Raw genomic sequence first — 15546 nt, forward strand, 5'->3', positions numbered from 1 at the left:
TCACTTCCTCACTGGAACCTCACTGCAACCTCACATAACCTCACTGGTCCCCACGCTAGAGCACTTGTGACAGGAATTGACGTAACCTCGGCGACTCGGCCGCGCCGAAGATCTGCTCCGGTACGCCGGACTCGACCACGACGCCCTCGTCCATGAACGCGACCTGGTCCGCGACCTCGCGCGCGAATCCCATCTCGTGGGTGACCACGACCATCGTCATCCCGGCGCCGGCGAGGTCGGCCATCAGCGCGAGCACGCCCTTCACCAGCTCCGGATCGAGCGCGGACGTGGCCTCGTCGAACAGCATCACCTCGGGCTTCATCGCCAGTGCCCGTGCGATCGCGACCCGCTGCTGCTGACCGCCGGACAGGTTCCCCGGGCGCGCGGTCGCCTTGTGCGCAAGGCCGACCAGCTCGAGCTGCTCGCGCGCCGCTGCCTGCGCGGACTCGGTGTCGAGCTTCTTGATCTTGCGCAGCGGCAGCGTGATGTTGTCGAGCACGCTCTTGTGCGGGAACAGGTTGAAGTGCTGGAACACCATGCCGATCCGGCGGCGCAGGACGTCCGGGTCACCCCGCAGGACCGACTCGCCGCCGAGCTTCACGTCGCCCGCGTCCGGCTCGAGCAGCCGGTTGATCGCCCGCAGCAACGTCGACTTCCCGGAACCCGACGGGCCGACCACGCACGCGGTCCGCCCGGCCGGTACGGCGAGGTCGACGCCGCGCAGCACCTTGTTGCTGCCAAAGGCGAGCTCGACGCCGCTGACCTCCAGGCTCGCGGCCTCAACGTGCTGCATGCTCGACCTCCTCCACCGGTCGCCCTTCGCGGAGACGTTTGTCGAAGTGGTTCACCAGGTGCGTCAGCGGCACCGTCATCACCAGGTAGAAGATGCCGGCGAGCAGCAACGGTGAGAGGTTTCCGTTGGTCGCCGCCGCGTCCTGGCCGATCCGGAACAGCTCACGCTGACTCGCGAGCAAGCCGAGGAAGTAGACCAGGCTGGAGTCCTTCACGAGCGCGATGAACTGGTTCACCAGCGCCGGCAGCACCCGCCGTACCCCTTGCGGGATGACGACCAGCCGCATGCCGCTGGGGTAGCTGAACCCGAGCGCGCGGGCCGCCTCGAGCTGACCCTTCTCGACGCTCTGGATCCCGGAGCGGAAGATCTCCCCGATGTACGCCGCCGCGATCAGCGAGAGCGCGAGGATGCCGAGCGGGTACGGGTTCGGGCCCCACCAGTGCCGGGTGATCGGGGAGAGGCCCTGGCCGATCAGCAGGATGGTCAGGATCGCGGGCAGGCCGCGGAAGATGTCGGTGTAGATCTTCGCCGGCCAGCGCAGCCATCGCTTCCGGGACAGCGCGAGGACCGCCACGATCATACCGAGCACAGTGCCCAGCACGACCGAGGCGGCCGCCAGGATCAGCGTGTTGACCAGCCCGACCTTCAGCATCTCGGGCAGTACTTCCTTCATCGACTCCCAGTCGAGGAAGGTGTCGCGCAGGGTGGACCAGATGTCCATCAGGCTTTGGGAGCCGTGAACTTGACCGATCCGCTGCCCGGCTTGAAGTTCGCCGGTACGGCGCGACCCGGGTAGTACTGCTCGACCAGCTTGGTCCAGGTGCCGTCGGCGATCACCTCGTCGAGCGCCTTGTCGACGGCCTCGCGGAGCTTGTCGTTCTGCTTCGCGACCGCGAACGCCATCGGCGCGTCACTCAGCTCCTTCGCGGCCAGGATCACCGTGCCGCCGCCCTGCTCCTTGGCCATCTTCTCGCCGATCTCGGCAGGCGAGACCCAGGCGTCCGCCGTACCGGCCTTGAGCTGGCCGAGGGCGGCGTTGTAGTTCGGTACGCAGACCGGGTTCAGGTTCTTCTGGGTCGCGTAGTCGTCCTGGACGGTGCCCTGGACCACCACGACGCGCTTGCCGGGGAGCTGGTCGAACTTCGTGATCCCGGAGCTCTTGGTGGTGTTGAGGCCGAGGTAGCCGAAGTCGTACCCGTTGCTGAAAGCAACCGTCTTCTTGCGGGCCTCGGTGACGGTGATCGACGAGCTGCCGAGGTCGAACTGGCCGCCGTTCACCTGCGACAGCAGCGCCGAGAAGTCGGTGCCGACGAACTCGGGCTTCAGGTTCAGCTTCGCCGCGACCGCGGTGATCAGGTCGTTGTCGAACCCGGTGAACTTGCCGTCCTTCACGTACACGTTCGGCGGCGCGTCGGTCAGCGTGCCGATCCGCAGCGTCCCGGCCTGCATCAGTCCCAGGTCCGGCCCGGCCGCGGAATCCTTCTTGTCGCTGCCGCAGGCAACCATCGCTGCCGTCAAGGTGATGGCCCCGACTACCGCGACAACCCGCCGAAACGCACGCACAACTGTCTCCTCACACCGTGAACGAACGCAGAGCGATCGGCCCTGCCGTGGCAACCCAACACCACTGCCGGGCGCCCGTATTCCACGGCGACAAGGCGTGAGACAGCGGTCAAAGTCCAGTCGGCTTGTGCTATATCAACCGGTCAGCCGTGATGCTGCTCATAGTGCGCGAGCGCGTCGGCGGTACGACCGGTGCCGTAGGCAAGCAGCAGCTCGGCGACGGCCGGCGACTCCGCTGCCGCCGCCGCAGCCGCACGCTGGATCTCGTCGGCCGAGGCGACCGAACGGAACAGGTCCTGGAGCTCCCGCACGACGGCGCGCGCGGGGAGGTCGGGTGGAGCCGCCTGCCACGCCGCGGCCGACGTCTCCACGGGCAGGCCGGCGGGCGAGGTGAACGGCGTCGGCGCTCCTGTCGTCGGCGCCCCGGCCGAACCGCTGTCCGGGTGGCGAAGGTGGTGGTTGGTGGTCGCGCTGGTGTAGGCGCCACGCGTCGACCGGATCGTCGCCAGCTCGATCGCCACCCGGCCCGGTAGGAGCCCGTCGGCCACGGTGACGTCCGCGAGCTCGGAGACGGCGCGCAGCCGGGACACCACGGCTGGGTTGCCGATCTTCACCCGCTGGGCGCTGACCAGCTGCGAGAGCATCGGCGCGGACAACCCGATCACCTGTGCGAGCCCACCCTGGGTCAGGCCGAGCGCCGCGGTGACCCGCCGCACCACCTCACCCAGCGGCTCGCCGTACAGCTCGACCTGTTGTTTCAGGTTCTGCGCGCTCTGTTCCATCCTCGGACTCCTTCGGCCGGCCCTTCTGTCGGCACCTGCAAAGCTGATCTTCGCACTTGCGAACGCCAATTTCCAGTGCGGATGCGGCTTGACATTTGCAATCGCAAACTGAGAGAGTTTGCGGCAGCGAATCCCACTGGAGGAACGATGACGACCCACCATCGACACCGCCGCCCGGCGGTGCTGGCGCTTCTCGCCATCACACTGACCGCGCTGCTCGCCGGGCTGGCGGCGCCGACGGCGCAGGCCGATCCTGCCCCCGACAACGGCAAGCTCGTCCTCGTGCTGGACTCGTCCGGCTCGATGAAGGAGCCGGCCGGCGACGGTAAGACGAAGATCGTCGCCGCCCGTACGGCGCTGACCCAGGTGGTGAGCAAGCTTCCGGCCGGTGCACAGGTCGGCCTGCGGGTCTACGGTGCGACCGTGTTCAAGGGCAGCGACCCTGGCGCCTGCACCGACACCCAGTTGACCGTTCCGATCGGCACGGGCAACCGGCCGCAACTGCAGGCGGCGATCGCCAAGTACAAGCCGTTCGGCGAGACCCCGATCGGGTACTCGCTGCAGCAGGCCGCGAAGGATCTCGGCCCGAGCGGCCAGCGCTCGATCGTGCTCGTCTCCGACGGCGAGTCGACCTGCGCCCCTGATCCCTGCGTGGTGGCCAAGAGCATCGCCAAGCAGGGCATCGACCTGAAGATCGACGTGATCGGGTTCCGGGTGCAGGGCAAGGCCCGCACCGACTTGCAGTGCGTCGCCCGGGAGGGTCGAGGCGACTACTACGACGCGGACTCCACCATCGACCTCGAGGCCGGTCTGGGCAGGCTGTCCACGCGTGCTTTCCGCCCGTTCCGCATCTCCGGTACGCCGGTGGCGGGCACCGCGGCGCCGGAAGACGCTCCGGTCGTCGCTCCGGGGCTCTACTCGGACTCGTTCGACCTGCTCGACCAGCCGAAGCACTACGTGATCAAGCGCACGATGACCGGGTCGACCCTGCGCGCAGGTCTCAGCTTCCGACGGCCGGTGGGCGCGACCAGCTTGGTCATCCAGACGGAGCTCAGGCTCAAGACCCCCGACGGCGAGGACTGCGGTCGCAGCTTCCCGCGGATCCAGTCCGGCGACCAGGGGTTCGCCACCGGCACCGCGTCGAGCTGGTCGAAGTACGACAAGCAGAACAAGACCTGCTCCGAGGCCGAGCAACTCGTGCTCACCGTCGATCCGGGCAAGGACTTCCGGGAGATCAAGGACGTCCCGTTCGAGTTGCGCATCGACGAGGAGCCACCGGTCGAGGAGACCAAGAGCCTGCCGGCCGAGGCGGACGACCCGATCTGGTCGGCGATGACGGTCACAACGCCCCGAGAGATCGTTCCGGGGTCCAGCTTCCCCGACGCTCCATTGCTGCAGCCGGGGACGTACAAGACGACGCTGCTGCCGGGTGAGCTGCAGATCTACAAGATCAAGGCCGACTGGGGCCAGCGGATCCAGGCGCAGGCGACGGTGCCGCAGCTGTCCAAGGCGACCGGGAACATCGTCGGTCTGCGCTACCTGGATACCGCTGTGATCTCACCGACCGGCGAGGAAGCCTTCGCGGTCTTCCCCAAGAAGGTGCCGGGAGGCCCGGGTGGCAAGCGAGGCGTGCTGACCGGGCGGGGTGTCACGCAGGCCATCACCACCAAGGAGATCCGGTACCTGAACCGTGACGGCGCCAACAACTCCGACACCGGCACCTCGACGCCCGGCGAGTACTACATCGTCGTCTCGATGACCCGGAAGGCCGAAGACACGGCCTTCACGATCCCGATGACCTTGACTGTCGGGGTGCCGGGAACGCCCGGTGCCGGAAAGCCGCAGTACGTCGACGGCGCGACGCCGGTGTCCGGCGAGTCCGTGACCCCGACGCCGAGCGAGACGCCGAGTGCATCGCCCACGGAGTCCGCTGACCCGGGCGACTCCGGCGATAAGACCGAGGCCGGCGGGCCGGTGCAGGGCCGTGCGGACGGCGACAACGGAACGCCGGTCGCTCTGGTCGCAGGGCTGGGCGGAGGTGGGGCGGTCCTGCTGCTGGTCGGCGCGCTCGTCGTCCTCCGCCTCCGTCGGAAGCCGGTCGTCGCCCAGCCGAACGCGGCCACCTGGCCGGGCTCCCAGCACCCGAACCAAAACGGCCCCCACCATCCGAACGGCCCCCAGGGCCCAGGCGGTCCGCAGTACCCGAACTAACCACCACTAACAACGACCGCCCGCCCGGTCTGTCAGTTGGTTGCCTGCCCACCCCATCCTCGGCCTGTCGAAGGTGGGGTGGGTTGGCTGGTTGGTGGGGGGAACTGGTGGAGGCGGTAGGTTCTGGGCGGTGGAGGCGTTTGCGGGGCGGTTTCAGCTGATCGATCTGATCGGGACCGGTGGTATGGGTTCGGTCTGGCGGGCCTGGGACCTGCGGCGGTCGACGTACGTCGCCGCGAAGGTCCTCGGGCAGCACGATGCCGCGACGCTGCTGCGGTTCGTCCGGGAACAGTCGCTGCGGATCGAGCACCGGCACGTGATCGCGCCGCACGGATGGGCCGCGGACGACGACAAGGTCGTGTTCGCGATGGACCTGGTCCGGGGCGGGTCGGTGGCGACCTTGCTCGGTGACCATGGCCCGCTGCCGACGGCGTACGTCGCCATAATGCTGGATCAACTGCTGCACGGGCTGTCCGCGGTCCACGCGGCTCGGGTCGTGCACCGGGACGTGAAACCCGCCAACCTGCTGCTGGACGTCACCGGCACCGGTCGACCGCACCTGCGGCTGTCGGACTTCGGCGTCGCCGGCCTGCTCGACGAGCCCCGGATGACCCACCGGAGCATGATCCTCGGAACCCCCGGCTACCTCGCCCCGGAACAACTGACAGGTGCCGACCCCGACCCCCGCCAGGACCTGTACGCCGTAGGAGCCGTAGCCGCCGAACTCCTGACCGGCGAGCGCCCCGCCCCCGACGGGAATCCGCGTGAACCCGTCGGCCCGCTGTCCGACTTCATCCGCCACCTCACCGCGCCCGACCCGTCCGACCGCCCCACCTCAGCAGCGGCGGCCGCCCAACTCCTTGCCACCGCCACCGCAAACGAGCCCACCTCCTGGGCAAATGGCCCCGACACCCCAGAGGTCTTCGAGCAACTCCCACCCCTTCCATCACCGTGGACCCCCACTGGCCCCCAACCACCAGCCACCCCATCTCCGGGCCCTACCAACACCCCCACCACCCACCAAACCCGAACCAACTCACCAGCCCTGCCCTCACCGCCTGCCCCAACTGGGCAGCCAGGCCCGGGTGCGCCGTTTGCGGCGGGCGCGGAGGCTGGAGCGGGTGCTGCAGGGGCGGGGGTTCGAGCGAGTCCTGGGCGTGTACCGGGTGCGGGGGTTGGAGAGGCTGCTGCGGGTGTCGCGGGTGCGGGGATTGGAGTGGGTGCTGCGGGTGTGGGGGCTGGTGGGGGTGGGCGGGATGTCGGGCGTGGGGAGTTGGTTGGGGGTGGGGTTTCGCAGGGGCGGGGGAGTTGGGCTTGGTGGGTTGCGGGGGTTTGCTGGGTGGGGGCGGTGGGGTTGTTGGGGAGTGCGATCTGGCTGTTGATTCGCTGACGGGTAGATCGGCGGACGCGGAGGGGTGGGCGTGATCAGACTGCGGCTGACGGATCTGCCGGGTGGTCACGATGTGACCTGGGTCGTGGCGGGGGTTGGGGGAGGGGGCATACTTGAGGAACGAGTGAAACCCACTCGCGTGCTCCGGGGTCGGTGTAATTCCGAGCCGGCGGTGACAGTCCGCGACCCGTGACTTCGCAAGAAGGATCGGTTGACCTGGTGGAATTCCGGGACCGACGGTGAAAGTCCGGATGGGAGGCGCACGCGGTCGGCGGGTGTGCTCTGGCGCCCGGCGGCGCGGAGCGTGGGCTGTGAGGCCCACGGGACGCGACGGCGAGGGAAGCAGCGGACGAGAGTCCGGTGGCGGACCTGGCGTCGGGACCGAGAGGTTCTGACGAGGCGGCAGGGTGGGCGTGCCGGCCGGAGGCCCCGCGAGTGCGTCCGTGACGACGAGGGGCCCGAGTAGTGAACGACGTGTCGCCGATGGATGTCGCCTGGATGCGGCGTGCCGTCGAGCTGGCCGCGCGCGGCACCGGCAGCACGCATCCCAACCCGGTCGTCGGTTGTGTGATCACCGCGAGCGACGGGCATCCGGTCGGCGAGGGCTTCCATGCCGTTGCCGGCGGCCCGCATGCCGAGGTCGAGGCGCTCCGGATGGCGGGTGCCCGCGCTCGCGGCGGTACGGCGTACGTGACGCTGGAGCCCTGTAACCACACCGGCCGGACCGGCCCGTGCGCGGACGCGCTGATCGAGGCGGGCGTGGCGCGGGTTGTGTACGCCGTACCGGATCCGAACCGTACGGCGGCCGGCGGCGCCGACAAGCTGCGCAGCAAGAACATCGACGTCGTCGAGGGCGTACTGCGGGCTGAGGCCGAGGCGATCAACCAGGTGTGGCTGCACAGCGTCCGGGTCGGGCGGCCGTTCGTCACCTGGAAGTTCGCGACCACGCTCGACGGGCGGTCCGCGGCGCCGGACCGGACGAGCAAGTGGATCACCGGCCCGCTCGCCCGGGCGGACGTCCATCGGCAGCGGGCCGCCTGCGACGCGATCGCCGTCGGCACCCAGACGGTGCTGGACGACGACCCGGAGCTGACGGTCCGGGACGAGAACGACGTACCTGCGGCGCGGCAGCCGTTGCGGGTGGTGGTCGGCGACCGGGAGATCCCGGCGACCGCGCGGGTCCGCAACGACCGCGCGGAGACCTTGCTGCTGCCGACCCACGATCCCGCCGAGGTGCTCCGGCAGCTGGACGACCGGCAGATCCGGCACCTCTGGCTCGAAGGCGGCCCGACGCTGGCCGCCGCGTTCCTGCGCGCCGGCCTGGTCGACCAGATCGTCGCGTACGTCGCCCCGGCCGTGCTCGGTTCGGGGTACGCCGCGGTCGGCGACCTCGGCGCGGAATCGATCGACCACCTGCGGCGGTTCAACCTAGCGGACGTCACCCGCCTCGGCGACGACGTCCGGCTGACCCTGGTTCCTCTGGGAGGAAAGTAGATGTTCACCGGCATCATCGAAGAACTCGGCACGGTCGAGTCCCTGGACCTCGACGGCGACGCCGCCCGGCTCACGATCCGCGGCCCGCGGGTGACCGAGGACGCCGCGCACGGCGCCTCGATCGCGGTCAACGGCTGTTGCCTGACGGTCGTCGAGTACGGCGGCGGCGTCTTCACTGCGGACGTGATGCGCGAGACGCTGCAGCGCACCAGCCTCGGCGGCCTGGAGAAGGGCTCGCCGGTCAACCTGGAGCGGGCGGTCGCCGCCCACGAAAGGCTCGGCGGGCACATCGTGCAGGGGCACGTCGACGGCACCGGAACGATCGCGTCGCGGACGCCCGGCGACCGCTGGGAGGACGTCCGGATCGCGACCTCGCCGGAGATCCTGAAGTACGTCGCCGAGAAGGGCTCGATCGCGATCGACGGGGTGTCGCTGACGGTCACCGATGTGGACGACGCGAGTGGGACGTTCGGGGTCAGCCTGATCCCGACGACGCTCGAGCTGACGGTGCTGGGCGCCAACAAGGTCGGCGACACGGTGAACCTCGAGGTCGACGTGATCGCGAAGTACGTCGAGCGCCTGCTGACCGCGGGCGGCACCCCCTCTTCTGTTGCTGGAGGCAACAAGTGAACCCGATCAACTGGCTGTTGACCTCGCAAGTCACGATCGCCGGCTCCCCGGTGCTGGTCCGGGAGATCGTCGGCAACGTGTTCGGCCTGGCCAGTGCGCTGTTCGGCATGCGCCGGCTGGTCGCTGCGTGGCCGGTCGGCATCGTAGGCAACGTGCTGCTGTTCACGGTGTTCGTCGGCGGCATCTTCGACACCCCGCAGGACAAGGACCTCTGGGGCCAGGCCGGCCGTCAGGTGTTCTTCGCGATCATCAGCCTGTACGGCTGGTACCGGTGGTACCAGACCCGTCACAAGGGTGCCGGTCAGGCGGTCCAGCCGCGCTGGGCGACCACGCGCGAGCGGCTCGAACTGCTCGGGATCGGCGTCGTCATCTACGCGATCGCCTACTTCGTGCTGAAGGCGCTCGGCTCGTGGGGCCCGCAGTGGGACGCGTGGATCCTCACCGGGTCGATCCTCGCGACGTACGGGATGGCGCGCGGGTTCGTCGAGTTCTGGATGATCTGGGTGGCCGTCGACGTGGTCGGCGTACCGCTGCTGGTGCAGGCGAAGTTCTACCCGTCGGCGACGATGTACGTCGTGTACGGGCTGTTCTGTGTCCTCGGGTTCGCGTCGTGGTGGAAGATCCAGAACCGCGAGCGGGCCGCAACTCCCGAAGCTGTGGTGGTGGGCTGAGATGGGAACCGTGCTGAAGCTCGACACGATCGAGCATGCGATCGAGGAGATCCGCGCCGGCCGTCCGGTGATCGTGGTCGACGACGAGGACCGGGAGAACGAGGGCGACCTGATCTTCGCCGCGTCCAAGGCCACACCGGAGCTGCTGGCGTTCCTGATCCGGTACAGCTCCGGCGTGGTGTGCGTGCCGATGGAGGGTGCAGAGCTGGACCGGCTCGGGATCCCGTTGATGACGCCGCACAACCGCGAGCGGATGCGTACGGCGTACACGATCTCCGTCGACGCGCGGGACGGGATCAGTACCGGTATCTCGGCGGCCGACCGTTCCCGGACGATTCGGGTACTCACGGATTCCGCGTCGGAGCCGTATGACCTGGTGCAACCGGGTCACGTGTTCCCGTTGCGCGGGCGCGACGGCGGCGTACTGGTGCGGCCCGGGCACACCGAGGCGTCGATCGACCTGGCCCGGATGGCGGGGCTGACGCCGGCGGCGGTGATCTCGGAGCTGGTCAACGACGACGGCACGATGAAGCGCGGGCAGGACCTGCGGGCGTTCGCGGACGAGCACGGGCTGGTGCTGGTGTCGATCGACGACCTGATCCGGTACCGGCGGCGTACCGAGTCGCAGATCCAGCGGGTCGCGACCACGACGCTGCCGACGCAGTACGGCGACTTCGTTGCGCACGGCTACCGCAACACGGTGGACGGGTCGGAGCAGCTCGCACTGGTCCGAGGTTCGCTGAATGACAAGCCGACGTTGGTGCGACTGCACTCGGAGTGCCTGACCGGCGACGTGTTCGGGTCGCTGCGGTGCGACTGCGGGCCGCAACTGGACGAGGCCATGCGGCAGGTCGCCGCCGAGGGCGGTGTAGTCGTGTACCTGCGCGGGCATGAGGGACGCGGGATCGGGCTGCTGCACAAGCTGCAGGCCTATGAGCTGCAGGACGCCGGGCGGGACACCGTGGACGCGAACCTTGATCTCGGGTTGCCGGCGGATGCGCGCGACTACGGGACCGGGGCGCAGATCCTCGCCGATCTCGGCGTGAAGTCGGTGCGGTTGCTGACCAACAATCCCGACAAGCTCGCGGGCGTGCAGGGGTACGGCATCGAGGTCGTCGAGCGGCGCGGGATCTCCATCGACCCGACCGAACACAACCTGCGCTACCTGCGCACGAAGCGCGATCGGATGGGTCATCACCTCCCCGATGGCCTGTTGACCGAAGAGAACGGAGCCGGCTGATGTCGGGCAGTGGAGCACCCACCATCGAGGTCCCCCGCGTCGAAGGCGCCCGGGTCGCGGTCGTCGCCGCCCAATGGCACCCGAAGGTCACCGACGGCCTCCTCGCCGGCGCCCTCCGCGCGCTGGAGGACTCCGGCGTGACTGACCACACCGTCATCCGCGTGCCCGGCTCGTTCGAACTGCCGGTCGCCACGTTGCACGCGGCCAAGGCCGGGTACGACGCTGTCGTCGCACTCGGCGTGGTCATCCGCGGCGACACCCCGCACTTCGAGTACGTCTGCCAGGCGACGACGGACGGGCTGATGCAGGTCGGCGTGACCACCGGCGTACCGATCGGCTTCGGCGTCCTCACCTGCGACAACGACCCCCAGGCCCTGGACCGAGCAGGCCTCCCCGACAGCCGCGAAGACAAAGGCTATGAAGCAACCCAAGCCGCCCTCTCAACCCTGTCCGCCATCCGTCAACTGGGGTAGCCGTCACCCGCGGGGGCTATGCCAGGCGGGTGTGTTCCATGTACCAGTTGACTGTCCAGGTCTTGCCGTTGTCGGTGGAGAAGGATTGTTCCCAGGCGGCCTTGTCGGTGCCGGGGGTCCAGAGGAAGCGGACGTCGATGGGCTGGTCGTCCCAGACGTCTGGGCCTTCGAAGGTGCCGACGTCGTTGGCGAAGGAGCCGATGACGGGGGTTTCCAGTTGGCCGCGGGTGCTGTTGATCCAGTGGATGGACCACGTGCGCGCCTGCGGGTTGTAGAGGCGGAAGGTTGCGCCGCGGAAGCCCTCGCTCGGGAACCAGCCCTCGTCGAAGCTGATCGCGCCGTCGAAGTACGTCGTGGCCTGCATCGTGGCGTCGTGTTCGTACCACTCGAACGGCTCGCCGAGGACCGGGCGCCGGCGGCGGTTGTGGAAGGACCACCGGCCGATGAGGAAGTCGAAGTCGTCGGTGAGCTTCGGTGCGTCGAGGGCGGGCGGGGGAGTGGCTCGGCGGGTGAAGTCCATGGTCCAGTTGGTTTCCCAGGTCTCGCCGCCGTCCTCGGAGTACGCCTGTTCCCAGTGCGCCGTCTCCGCGGTGATGTCCGACCATTCGTAGCTGCACAGGATCGGCCGGCCGTCGTGCGTGTCCTCGCCGACCAGGCGGCAGCGTGAGCCGTCGGCCGACCAGCCACCGTGCACCGGCGGGTACAGCTCCATCGCGGTGCTGTTGACCCACCAGATGTTCCACTGTTCGCTCACGGGATCGAACAGCCGGAGCGACAGCCCGTACGTGCCCTTCGTCGGGAAGCGCATCTCGTCGATGCTGATCTGGCCGTCGAAGTACGTCCGCGCGCTCGTGGTCCCGTCGTACTCGAGCCACTCGTCGCACCCGGCGAGGGCTTGCTTCAGCGTGCGGTGGCGGACGTCGAAGTACCCGTTGAGGAAGTCGAAGTCCCCGGTCACCTTGTCACAAGTCATACGCCAAGCCTGCGAGCAATACCTGACAACCGCTGGCAGTGATCCGGACTAACCTCGGAGTATGCGTTCGAGCCGGCTGCTGTCGATCCTGTTGTTGTTGCAGACGCGTCGGCAGTTGACGGCGCGGGAGCTCGCTGAGGAGCTCGAGGTGTCGCTGCGCACGATCTACCGCGACGTCGAAGCTCTCGCGGCTGCGGGTGTCCCCGTGTACGCCGACCAGGGCCGTGCAGGTGGTTACCGCCTGGTGGAGGGCTACCGCACCCGCCTGACCGGCCTCACCGAACAGGAGGCAGCTGCACTGTTCCTGGTCGGTATGCCCGGTGCCGCCGCAGCACTGGGCCTTACCGCCGAGACGAGCGCCGCCGAGCTCAAGCTCCTGGCAGCGCTCGCCCCGGACCAACGGGACCGGGCGGGTCGTTTGAAGAACCGCTTCCACCTGGACCTGCCCGCTTGGTACCAGGACGCTGAGAACTCCCCACAACTCGCAGCAGTCGCCGACGCAGTGCTCCACGACCGCCGTGTCCGCGTGCTGTACCGCAGGTGGGAAGAGCCTCGCGAGGTCGAGCGCCTACTCGAGCCGTACGGCCTGGTGCTCAAGAACGGCAGCTGGTACGTCGTAGCCGCTACACCCGGCGGACTACGCACGTACCGCGTCTCGAACATCCTTGAGCTCACGCCGACCGACGAGCAGTTCGAACGCGCCGACGGCTTCAACCTCACGCAGTACTGGCAGGAACACCTGGAGGGGTTCGACCGCACCCGCTTGACGGCGGACGCGGTCGTCAAGGTGTCAGCCAGGCTCGCCGGAAAGATGTACGACGTCTCGTACCCGGCACTGGTCAAGGCGGTCGCGGCCGCCGTAGCGGAGCCCGACGGGAGTGTCGTGGTGACCGTCCCGATCGAGTCGGTCCAGAACGCCGCAGCCACGCTCAGCCGCTTCGGCGACGCCCTAGAGGTGCTGGAGCCGCAAGAGCTCCGGGCTGAGCTGAGAGAGCTCGGCCGGAAGCTCCACGACCTCTACTCCTGACCCAGCTCCCCGTTGACCTGCTGCCCGGCCTCCGCACTGCGCCGCAGGAAGTCCGCGATCACCCTGAGCTCGGCCTCGCTGTAGTCCGCCAGTACGTCGTCCATCGCGCCGATCATCGGCTGGTACAGCCGGATCACCTCCGTACTGCGGTCCGGCAGCACCCTGATCGTCACGCTCCGCCGGTCCGCCCGGGCGCGGTCGCGGGCGATCCAGCCGCCGCGTTCGAGCCGGTCGAGGATCCCGGTCAGCGTGGCCGGGTGCAGGCCCGCCTGGCGGGCGAGCGCGCTCGGGGTGAGCGGTCCGTTGCGCGCGAGTACGTCGAGGCAGTCGAGGTCGACGTCCTTGAGCGCCAGCTTGCCGCCGATCTGGTGGTTCAGCAGCGCGAGCTGGATCCGTAGGTCGCGGAGCGCGGCCTTGATCTCGTTCCCGGTTCGCCGGCGGTGCCGTACGTCACCTTGTTCTGTCTGTTCCATATATTATGATTTCCGTACTATACGAGTTGCAGATCAGAATTACGGTAGCGCAGAGGAGGCGTTTCGGATGCGGATCACGGTGTTCGGTGCGACGGGCGGGATCGGCGGTCACGTCGTACGGCAGGCGCTGGAGGCGGGCGAGAAGGTGACGGCCGTGGTGCGTACGTCGTCGGCGTACGAGCTGGAGCACCCGTCGCTGGAGGTTGTCAGGGTGCCCGGGCTGGACGTGGTGGAGCCGCTGCGCGAGGCGATCGACGGGAGTACCGCGGTGATCTCGGGCGTCGGCGCCCGCGGGCGGAAGGTCGGGCCGGTGGCGTCCCGCAGCACGAAGTCGATCCTGGCGGCGATGGATGCGGTCGGCGTACGGCGGTTCGTCGCGGTCAGCGCGGCGCCGCTCGGACCGGTGCCGGCGGACGAGAGCTTCCTGAACCGGCGCGTGGTGTACCCGATGATCAACGCGTTCGCGGCCGACGTGTACGCCGACCTGCGGGTGATGGAGGCGGACATCATGAGCAGTGCCGCGGAGTGGACGATCGTGCGGCCGCCGAAGCTCAGCAACAAGGCGTTGACCGGGCGTTACCGGACCGAGGTCGGTGGGACTGTCACCCACGGGTACCTGATCTCCCGCGCCGACGTGGCCGACCTGATGCTCAAGTCCCTCGCCGACCCGACGACGATCCGCCGGCCGGTCGGCGTCGCCTACTGATCGTGGATCCCCAGGCATGCAAAACCCGTCGCGGCCGTGGCGGCTGAGCGTGCGCGCGAGCGCGACAGCCGACTTTTGCCGGCGTGGCGGTTCACACACTCCGCTCGATCCGGTCGTGCGGGACGGCGCGGACGGTGTGGCGGAAGCCGGTGGTGGTTCGGGCCATGGTCAGGGAGTTGAGGAGGGCTTCTTCGACTGATTCGGTGACGGCTTGGAACGGGGTACGGAGGTCGCGGTCGGCGACGGACGGCGTACGGCTGGTGGTGAAGGCGATGGCGTAGTCGCCGCTGCCGGGGGCGTAGTCGGAGCCGACGCGGGCCATCGCGAAGATCGCGCGCCGCGCGAGCCGGCCCAGTTGCCGGGAGTCGAGGGGCAGGTCGGTCGCCACCACGATCATGCACGAGTTGCCGTCGGCCTCGATCGGCTCGGCGGGGATCGGTCGCCCGAGCACGGTCAGCACCCCGGAGAAGTTCGCCTGCACCAACGCACCAACCGTGTACCCGCCGGCGCCGCCGGCGGGAGGTGCGGCGGACGCGGCCCGAGCGGACGGTGGTGCGGGGGTGGGGAGGACTCGGGAGGCGGTGCCGATGCCGGCTTTGAAGCCTAGGGCGGCGGTTCCGGTGCCGGCGCCTGCGCAGCCTTCTGTGGGGAGGGCGGGGGAGGCGGTGTCGAGGGCGGCGTGGACGTGGGCCGGGGTGATGGGGCGGCGGCGGATGTCGGAGAGGTGGCCGTCGTTGGTCTCGCCGACGATCGGGTTGAGGCTGGTGGCCCGCGGGTCGCGGTCGAGGAGCCAGGTCAGGAAGGCGTCCGCGACCCGGAACGTGCTGAGCGTCCCGGTCAGCAGGATCGGCGTCTCGATGACGCCGAGCTCGTCCACCTGCGTGGTTCCGATCAGCTTGCCGTATCCGTTGCCAACAGCAACCGCCGCCGGAAGCGTCGCCTCCCAGCCGTCCGGCACGATCGCGGTGACCCCGGTGTTCAGCCCGTCACCGGTGATCGTGGTCTGGCCGACGCGCACCCCGGGTACGTCGGTGATCGCGTTCAGCGACCCGGTCGGCAAGGTGCCGACGACCACGCCCAGCTCGCGAACTCTCCGAGGACTCTGCATACGGCTATCGTC

General features: G+C 69.0%; 16 protein-coding genes and 1 riboswitch. Of the genes, 9 read left to right on the top strand and 7 right to left on the bottom strand.

Annotated features, from left to right (window positions below):
* Positions 1–55: 55 nt before the first annotated feature.
* The 4 genes from JOF29_RS08855 to JOF29_RS08870 form a co-directional block, all read right to left on the bottom strand.
* Complete coding sequence (locus JOF29_RS08855; protein ID WP_209693728.1) at positions 56–793, bottom strand: amino acid ABC transporter ATP-binding protein; 738 nt, start codon at positions 791–793, stop codon at positions 56–58.
* The gene (locus JOF29_RS08860) at positions 780–1514 is read right to left on the bottom strand and encodes an amino acid ABC transporter permease (RefSeq protein WP_209693729.1); all 735 of its coding nucleotides are present in this window, start codon (positions 1512–1514) and stop codon (positions 780–782) included. Before JOF29_RS08860 ends, JOF29_RS08855 begins: the two co-directional genes overlap by 14 nt.
* Positions 1514–2356, bottom strand: coding sequence for an ABC transporter substrate-binding protein (locus JOF29_RS08865; RefSeq protein WP_307863221.1), 843 nt, complete (start codon positions 2354–2356; stop codon positions 1514–1516). Before JOF29_RS08865 ends, JOF29_RS08860 begins: the two co-directional genes overlap by 1 nt.
* Positions 2357–2499: 143 nt before the next feature.
* Positions 2500–3138 carry a helix-turn-helix domain-containing protein gene (locus JOF29_RS08870; protein WP_209693730.1) on the bottom strand — a complete coding sequence of 213 codons (639 nt, stop codon included), beginning with the start codon at positions 3136–3138 and terminating at the stop codon, positions 2500–2502.
* Between the two features lie 147 nt (positions 3139–3285).
* On the opposite strand from JOF29_RS08870, the gene JOF29_RS08875 reads away from it, so the two are divergent.
* The 7 genes from JOF29_RS08875 to ribH all read left to right on the top strand — a co-directional run bounded on the left by JOF29_RS08875 (position 3286) and on the right by ribH (position 11247).
* Positions 3286–5349, top strand: coding sequence for a vWA domain-containing protein (locus tag JOF29_RS08875; protein ID WP_209693731.1), 2064 nt, complete (start codon positions 3286–3288; stop codon positions 5347–5349).
* Positions 5350–5479: 130 nt separating this feature from the next.
* Positions 5480–6739, top strand: a complete 1260-nt coding sequence (locus JOF29_RS44385) for a serine/threonine-protein kinase (protein WP_307863222.1) — start codon at positions 5480–5482, stop codon at positions 6737–6739.
* 136 nt (positions 6740–6875) lie between these two features.
* Positions 6876–7006: riboswitch (FMN riboswitch) on the top strand.
* Between the two features lie 216 nt (positions 7007–7222).
* Positions 7223–8233 (top strand): bifunctional diaminohydroxyphosphoribosylaminopyrimidine deaminase/5-amino-6-(5-phosphoribosylamino)uracil reductase RibD, encoded by a 1011-nt coding sequence (ribD, locus tag JOF29_RS08885; protein WP_245358252.1) that lies wholly within the window; start codon positions 7223–7225, stop codon positions 8231–8233.
* Positions 8234–8863 carry a riboflavin synthase gene (locus tag JOF29_RS08890; RefSeq protein ID WP_209693732.1) on the top strand — a complete coding sequence of 210 codons (630 nt, stop codon included), beginning with the start codon at positions 8234–8236 and terminating at the stop codon, positions 8861–8863. It begins immediately after the preceding gene.
* Positions 8860–9534 carry a nicotinamide riboside transporter PnuC gene (gene pnuC / locus JOF29_RS08895; protein WP_209693733.1) on the top strand — a complete coding sequence of 225 codons (675 nt, stop codon included), beginning with the start codon at positions 8860–8862 and terminating at the stop codon, positions 9532–9534. The genes JOF29_RS08890 and pnuC overlap by 4 nt, the downstream gene beginning before the upstream one ends.
* 1 nt (position 9535) lies before the next feature.
* Entirely contained in the window at positions 9536–10774 is a 1239-nt protein-coding gene (locus tag JOF29_RS08900; RefSeq protein WP_209693734.1) for a bifunctional 3,4-dihydroxy-2-butanone-4-phosphate synthase/GTP cyclohydrolase II, read from the top strand.
* Positions 10774–11247: a 6,7-dimethyl-8-ribityllumazine synthase gene (ribH, locus tag JOF29_RS08905; RefSeq protein ID WP_209693735.1), complete on the top strand. Its 474-nt coding sequence runs from the start codon at positions 10774–10776 to the stop codon at positions 11245–11247. Before JOF29_RS08900 ends, ribH begins: the two co-directional genes overlap by 1 nt.
* Positions 11248–11263: 16 nt before the next feature.
* Here ribH and JOF29_RS08910 read toward each other — a convergent pair whose 3' ends face one another.
* Positions 11264–12220: a hypothetical protein gene (locus JOF29_RS08910; protein WP_209693736.1), complete on the bottom strand. Its 957-nt coding sequence runs from the start codon at positions 12218–12220 to the stop codon at positions 11264–11266.
* Between the two features lie 61 nt (positions 12221–12281).
* On the opposite strand from JOF29_RS08910, the gene JOF29_RS08915 reads away from it, so the two are divergent.
* On the top strand, positions 12282–13247 hold the full coding sequence (locus JOF29_RS08915; protein ID WP_209693737.1) for a helix-turn-helix transcriptional regulator: 966 nt from the start codon (positions 12282–12284) through the stop codon (positions 13245–13247).
* Here JOF29_RS08915 and JOF29_RS08920 read toward each other — a convergent pair.
* Entirely contained in the window at positions 13238–13720 is a 483-nt protein-coding gene (locus JOF29_RS08920) for a MarR family transcriptional regulator (RefSeq protein ID WP_209693738.1), read from the bottom strand. The genes JOF29_RS08915 and JOF29_RS08920 overlap by 10 nt on opposite strands.
* Positions 13721–13787: 67 nt before the next feature.
* On the opposite strand from JOF29_RS08920, the gene JOF29_RS08925 reads away from it, so the two are divergent.
* A complete protein-coding gene (locus tag JOF29_RS08925) occupies positions 13788–14426 on the top strand; it encodes an NAD(P)-dependent oxidoreductase (RefSeq protein ID WP_209693739.1) in 639 nt (212 codons plus the stop codon).
* A 91-nt stretch (positions 14427–14517) separates the two neighbouring features.
* On the opposite strand, the gene JOF29_RS08930 is transcribed toward JOF29_RS08925, so the two are convergent.
* On the bottom strand, positions 14518–15534 hold the full coding sequence (locus JOF29_RS08930; RefSeq protein WP_209693740.1) for a P1 family peptidase: 1017 nt from the start codon (positions 15532–15534) through the stop codon (positions 14518–14520).
* Between the last annotated feature and the right edge of the window lie 12 nt (positions 15535–15546).

It is taken from the genome of Kribbella aluminosa (assembly GCF_017876295.1).
GTDB classification, from domain to species: Bacteria; Actinomycetota; Actinomycetes; order Propionibacteriales; family Kribbellaceae; genus Kribbella; species Kribbella aluminosa.

Coding starts and splice junctions, on each gene's coding strand:
- JOF29_RS08890 (WP_209693732.1), top strand. CDS start 8,234: ATGTTCACCGGCATCATCGAAGAACTCGGCACGGTCGAGTCCCTGGAC.
- JOF29_RS08900 (WP_209693734.1), top strand. CDS start 9,536: ATGGGAACCGTGCTGAAGCTCGACACGATCGAGCATGCGATCGAGGAG.
- JOF29_RS08915 (WP_209693737.1), top strand. CDS start 12,282: ATGCGTTCGAGCCGGCTGCTGTCGATCCTGTTGTTGTTGCAGACGCGT.
- JOF29_RS08855 (WP_209693728.1), bottom strand. CDS start 793: ATGCAGCACGTTGAGGCCGCGAGCCTGGAGGTCAGCGGCGTCGAGCTC.
- JOF29_RS08860 (WP_209693729.1), bottom strand. CDS start 1,514: ATGGACATCTGGTCCACCCTGCGCGACACCTTCCTCGACTGGGAGTCG.
- JOF29_RS08875 (WP_209693731.1), top strand. CDS start 3,286: ATGACGACCCACCATCGACACCGCCGCCCGGCGGTGCTGGCGCTTCTC.
- ribD (WP_245358252.1), top strand. CDS start 7,223: ATGGATGTCGCCTGGATGCGGCGTGCCGTCGAGCTGGCCGCGCGCGGC.
- JOF29_RS08930 (WP_209693740.1), bottom strand. CDS start 15,534: ATGCAGAGTCCTCGGAGAGTTCGCGAGCTGGGCGTGGTCGTCGGCACC.
- JOF29_RS08925 (WP_209693739.1), top strand. CDS start 13,788: ATGCGGATCACGGTGTTCGGTGCGACGGGCGGGATCGGCGGTCACGTC.
- JOF29_RS08910 (WP_209693736.1), bottom strand. CDS start 12,220: ATGACTTGTGACAAGGTGACCGGGGACTTCGACTTCCTCAACGGGTAC.
- JOF29_RS08870 (WP_209693730.1), bottom strand. CDS start 3,138: ATGGAACAGAGCGCGCAGAACCTGAAACAACAGGTCGAGCTGTACGGC.
- ribH (WP_209693735.1), top strand. CDS start 10,774: ATGTCGGGCAGTGGAGCACCCACCATCGAGGTCCCCCGCGTCGAAGGC.
- JOF29_RS08920 (WP_209693738.1), bottom strand. CDS start 13,720: ATGGAACAGACAGAACAAGGTGACGTACGGCACCGCCGGCGAACCGGG.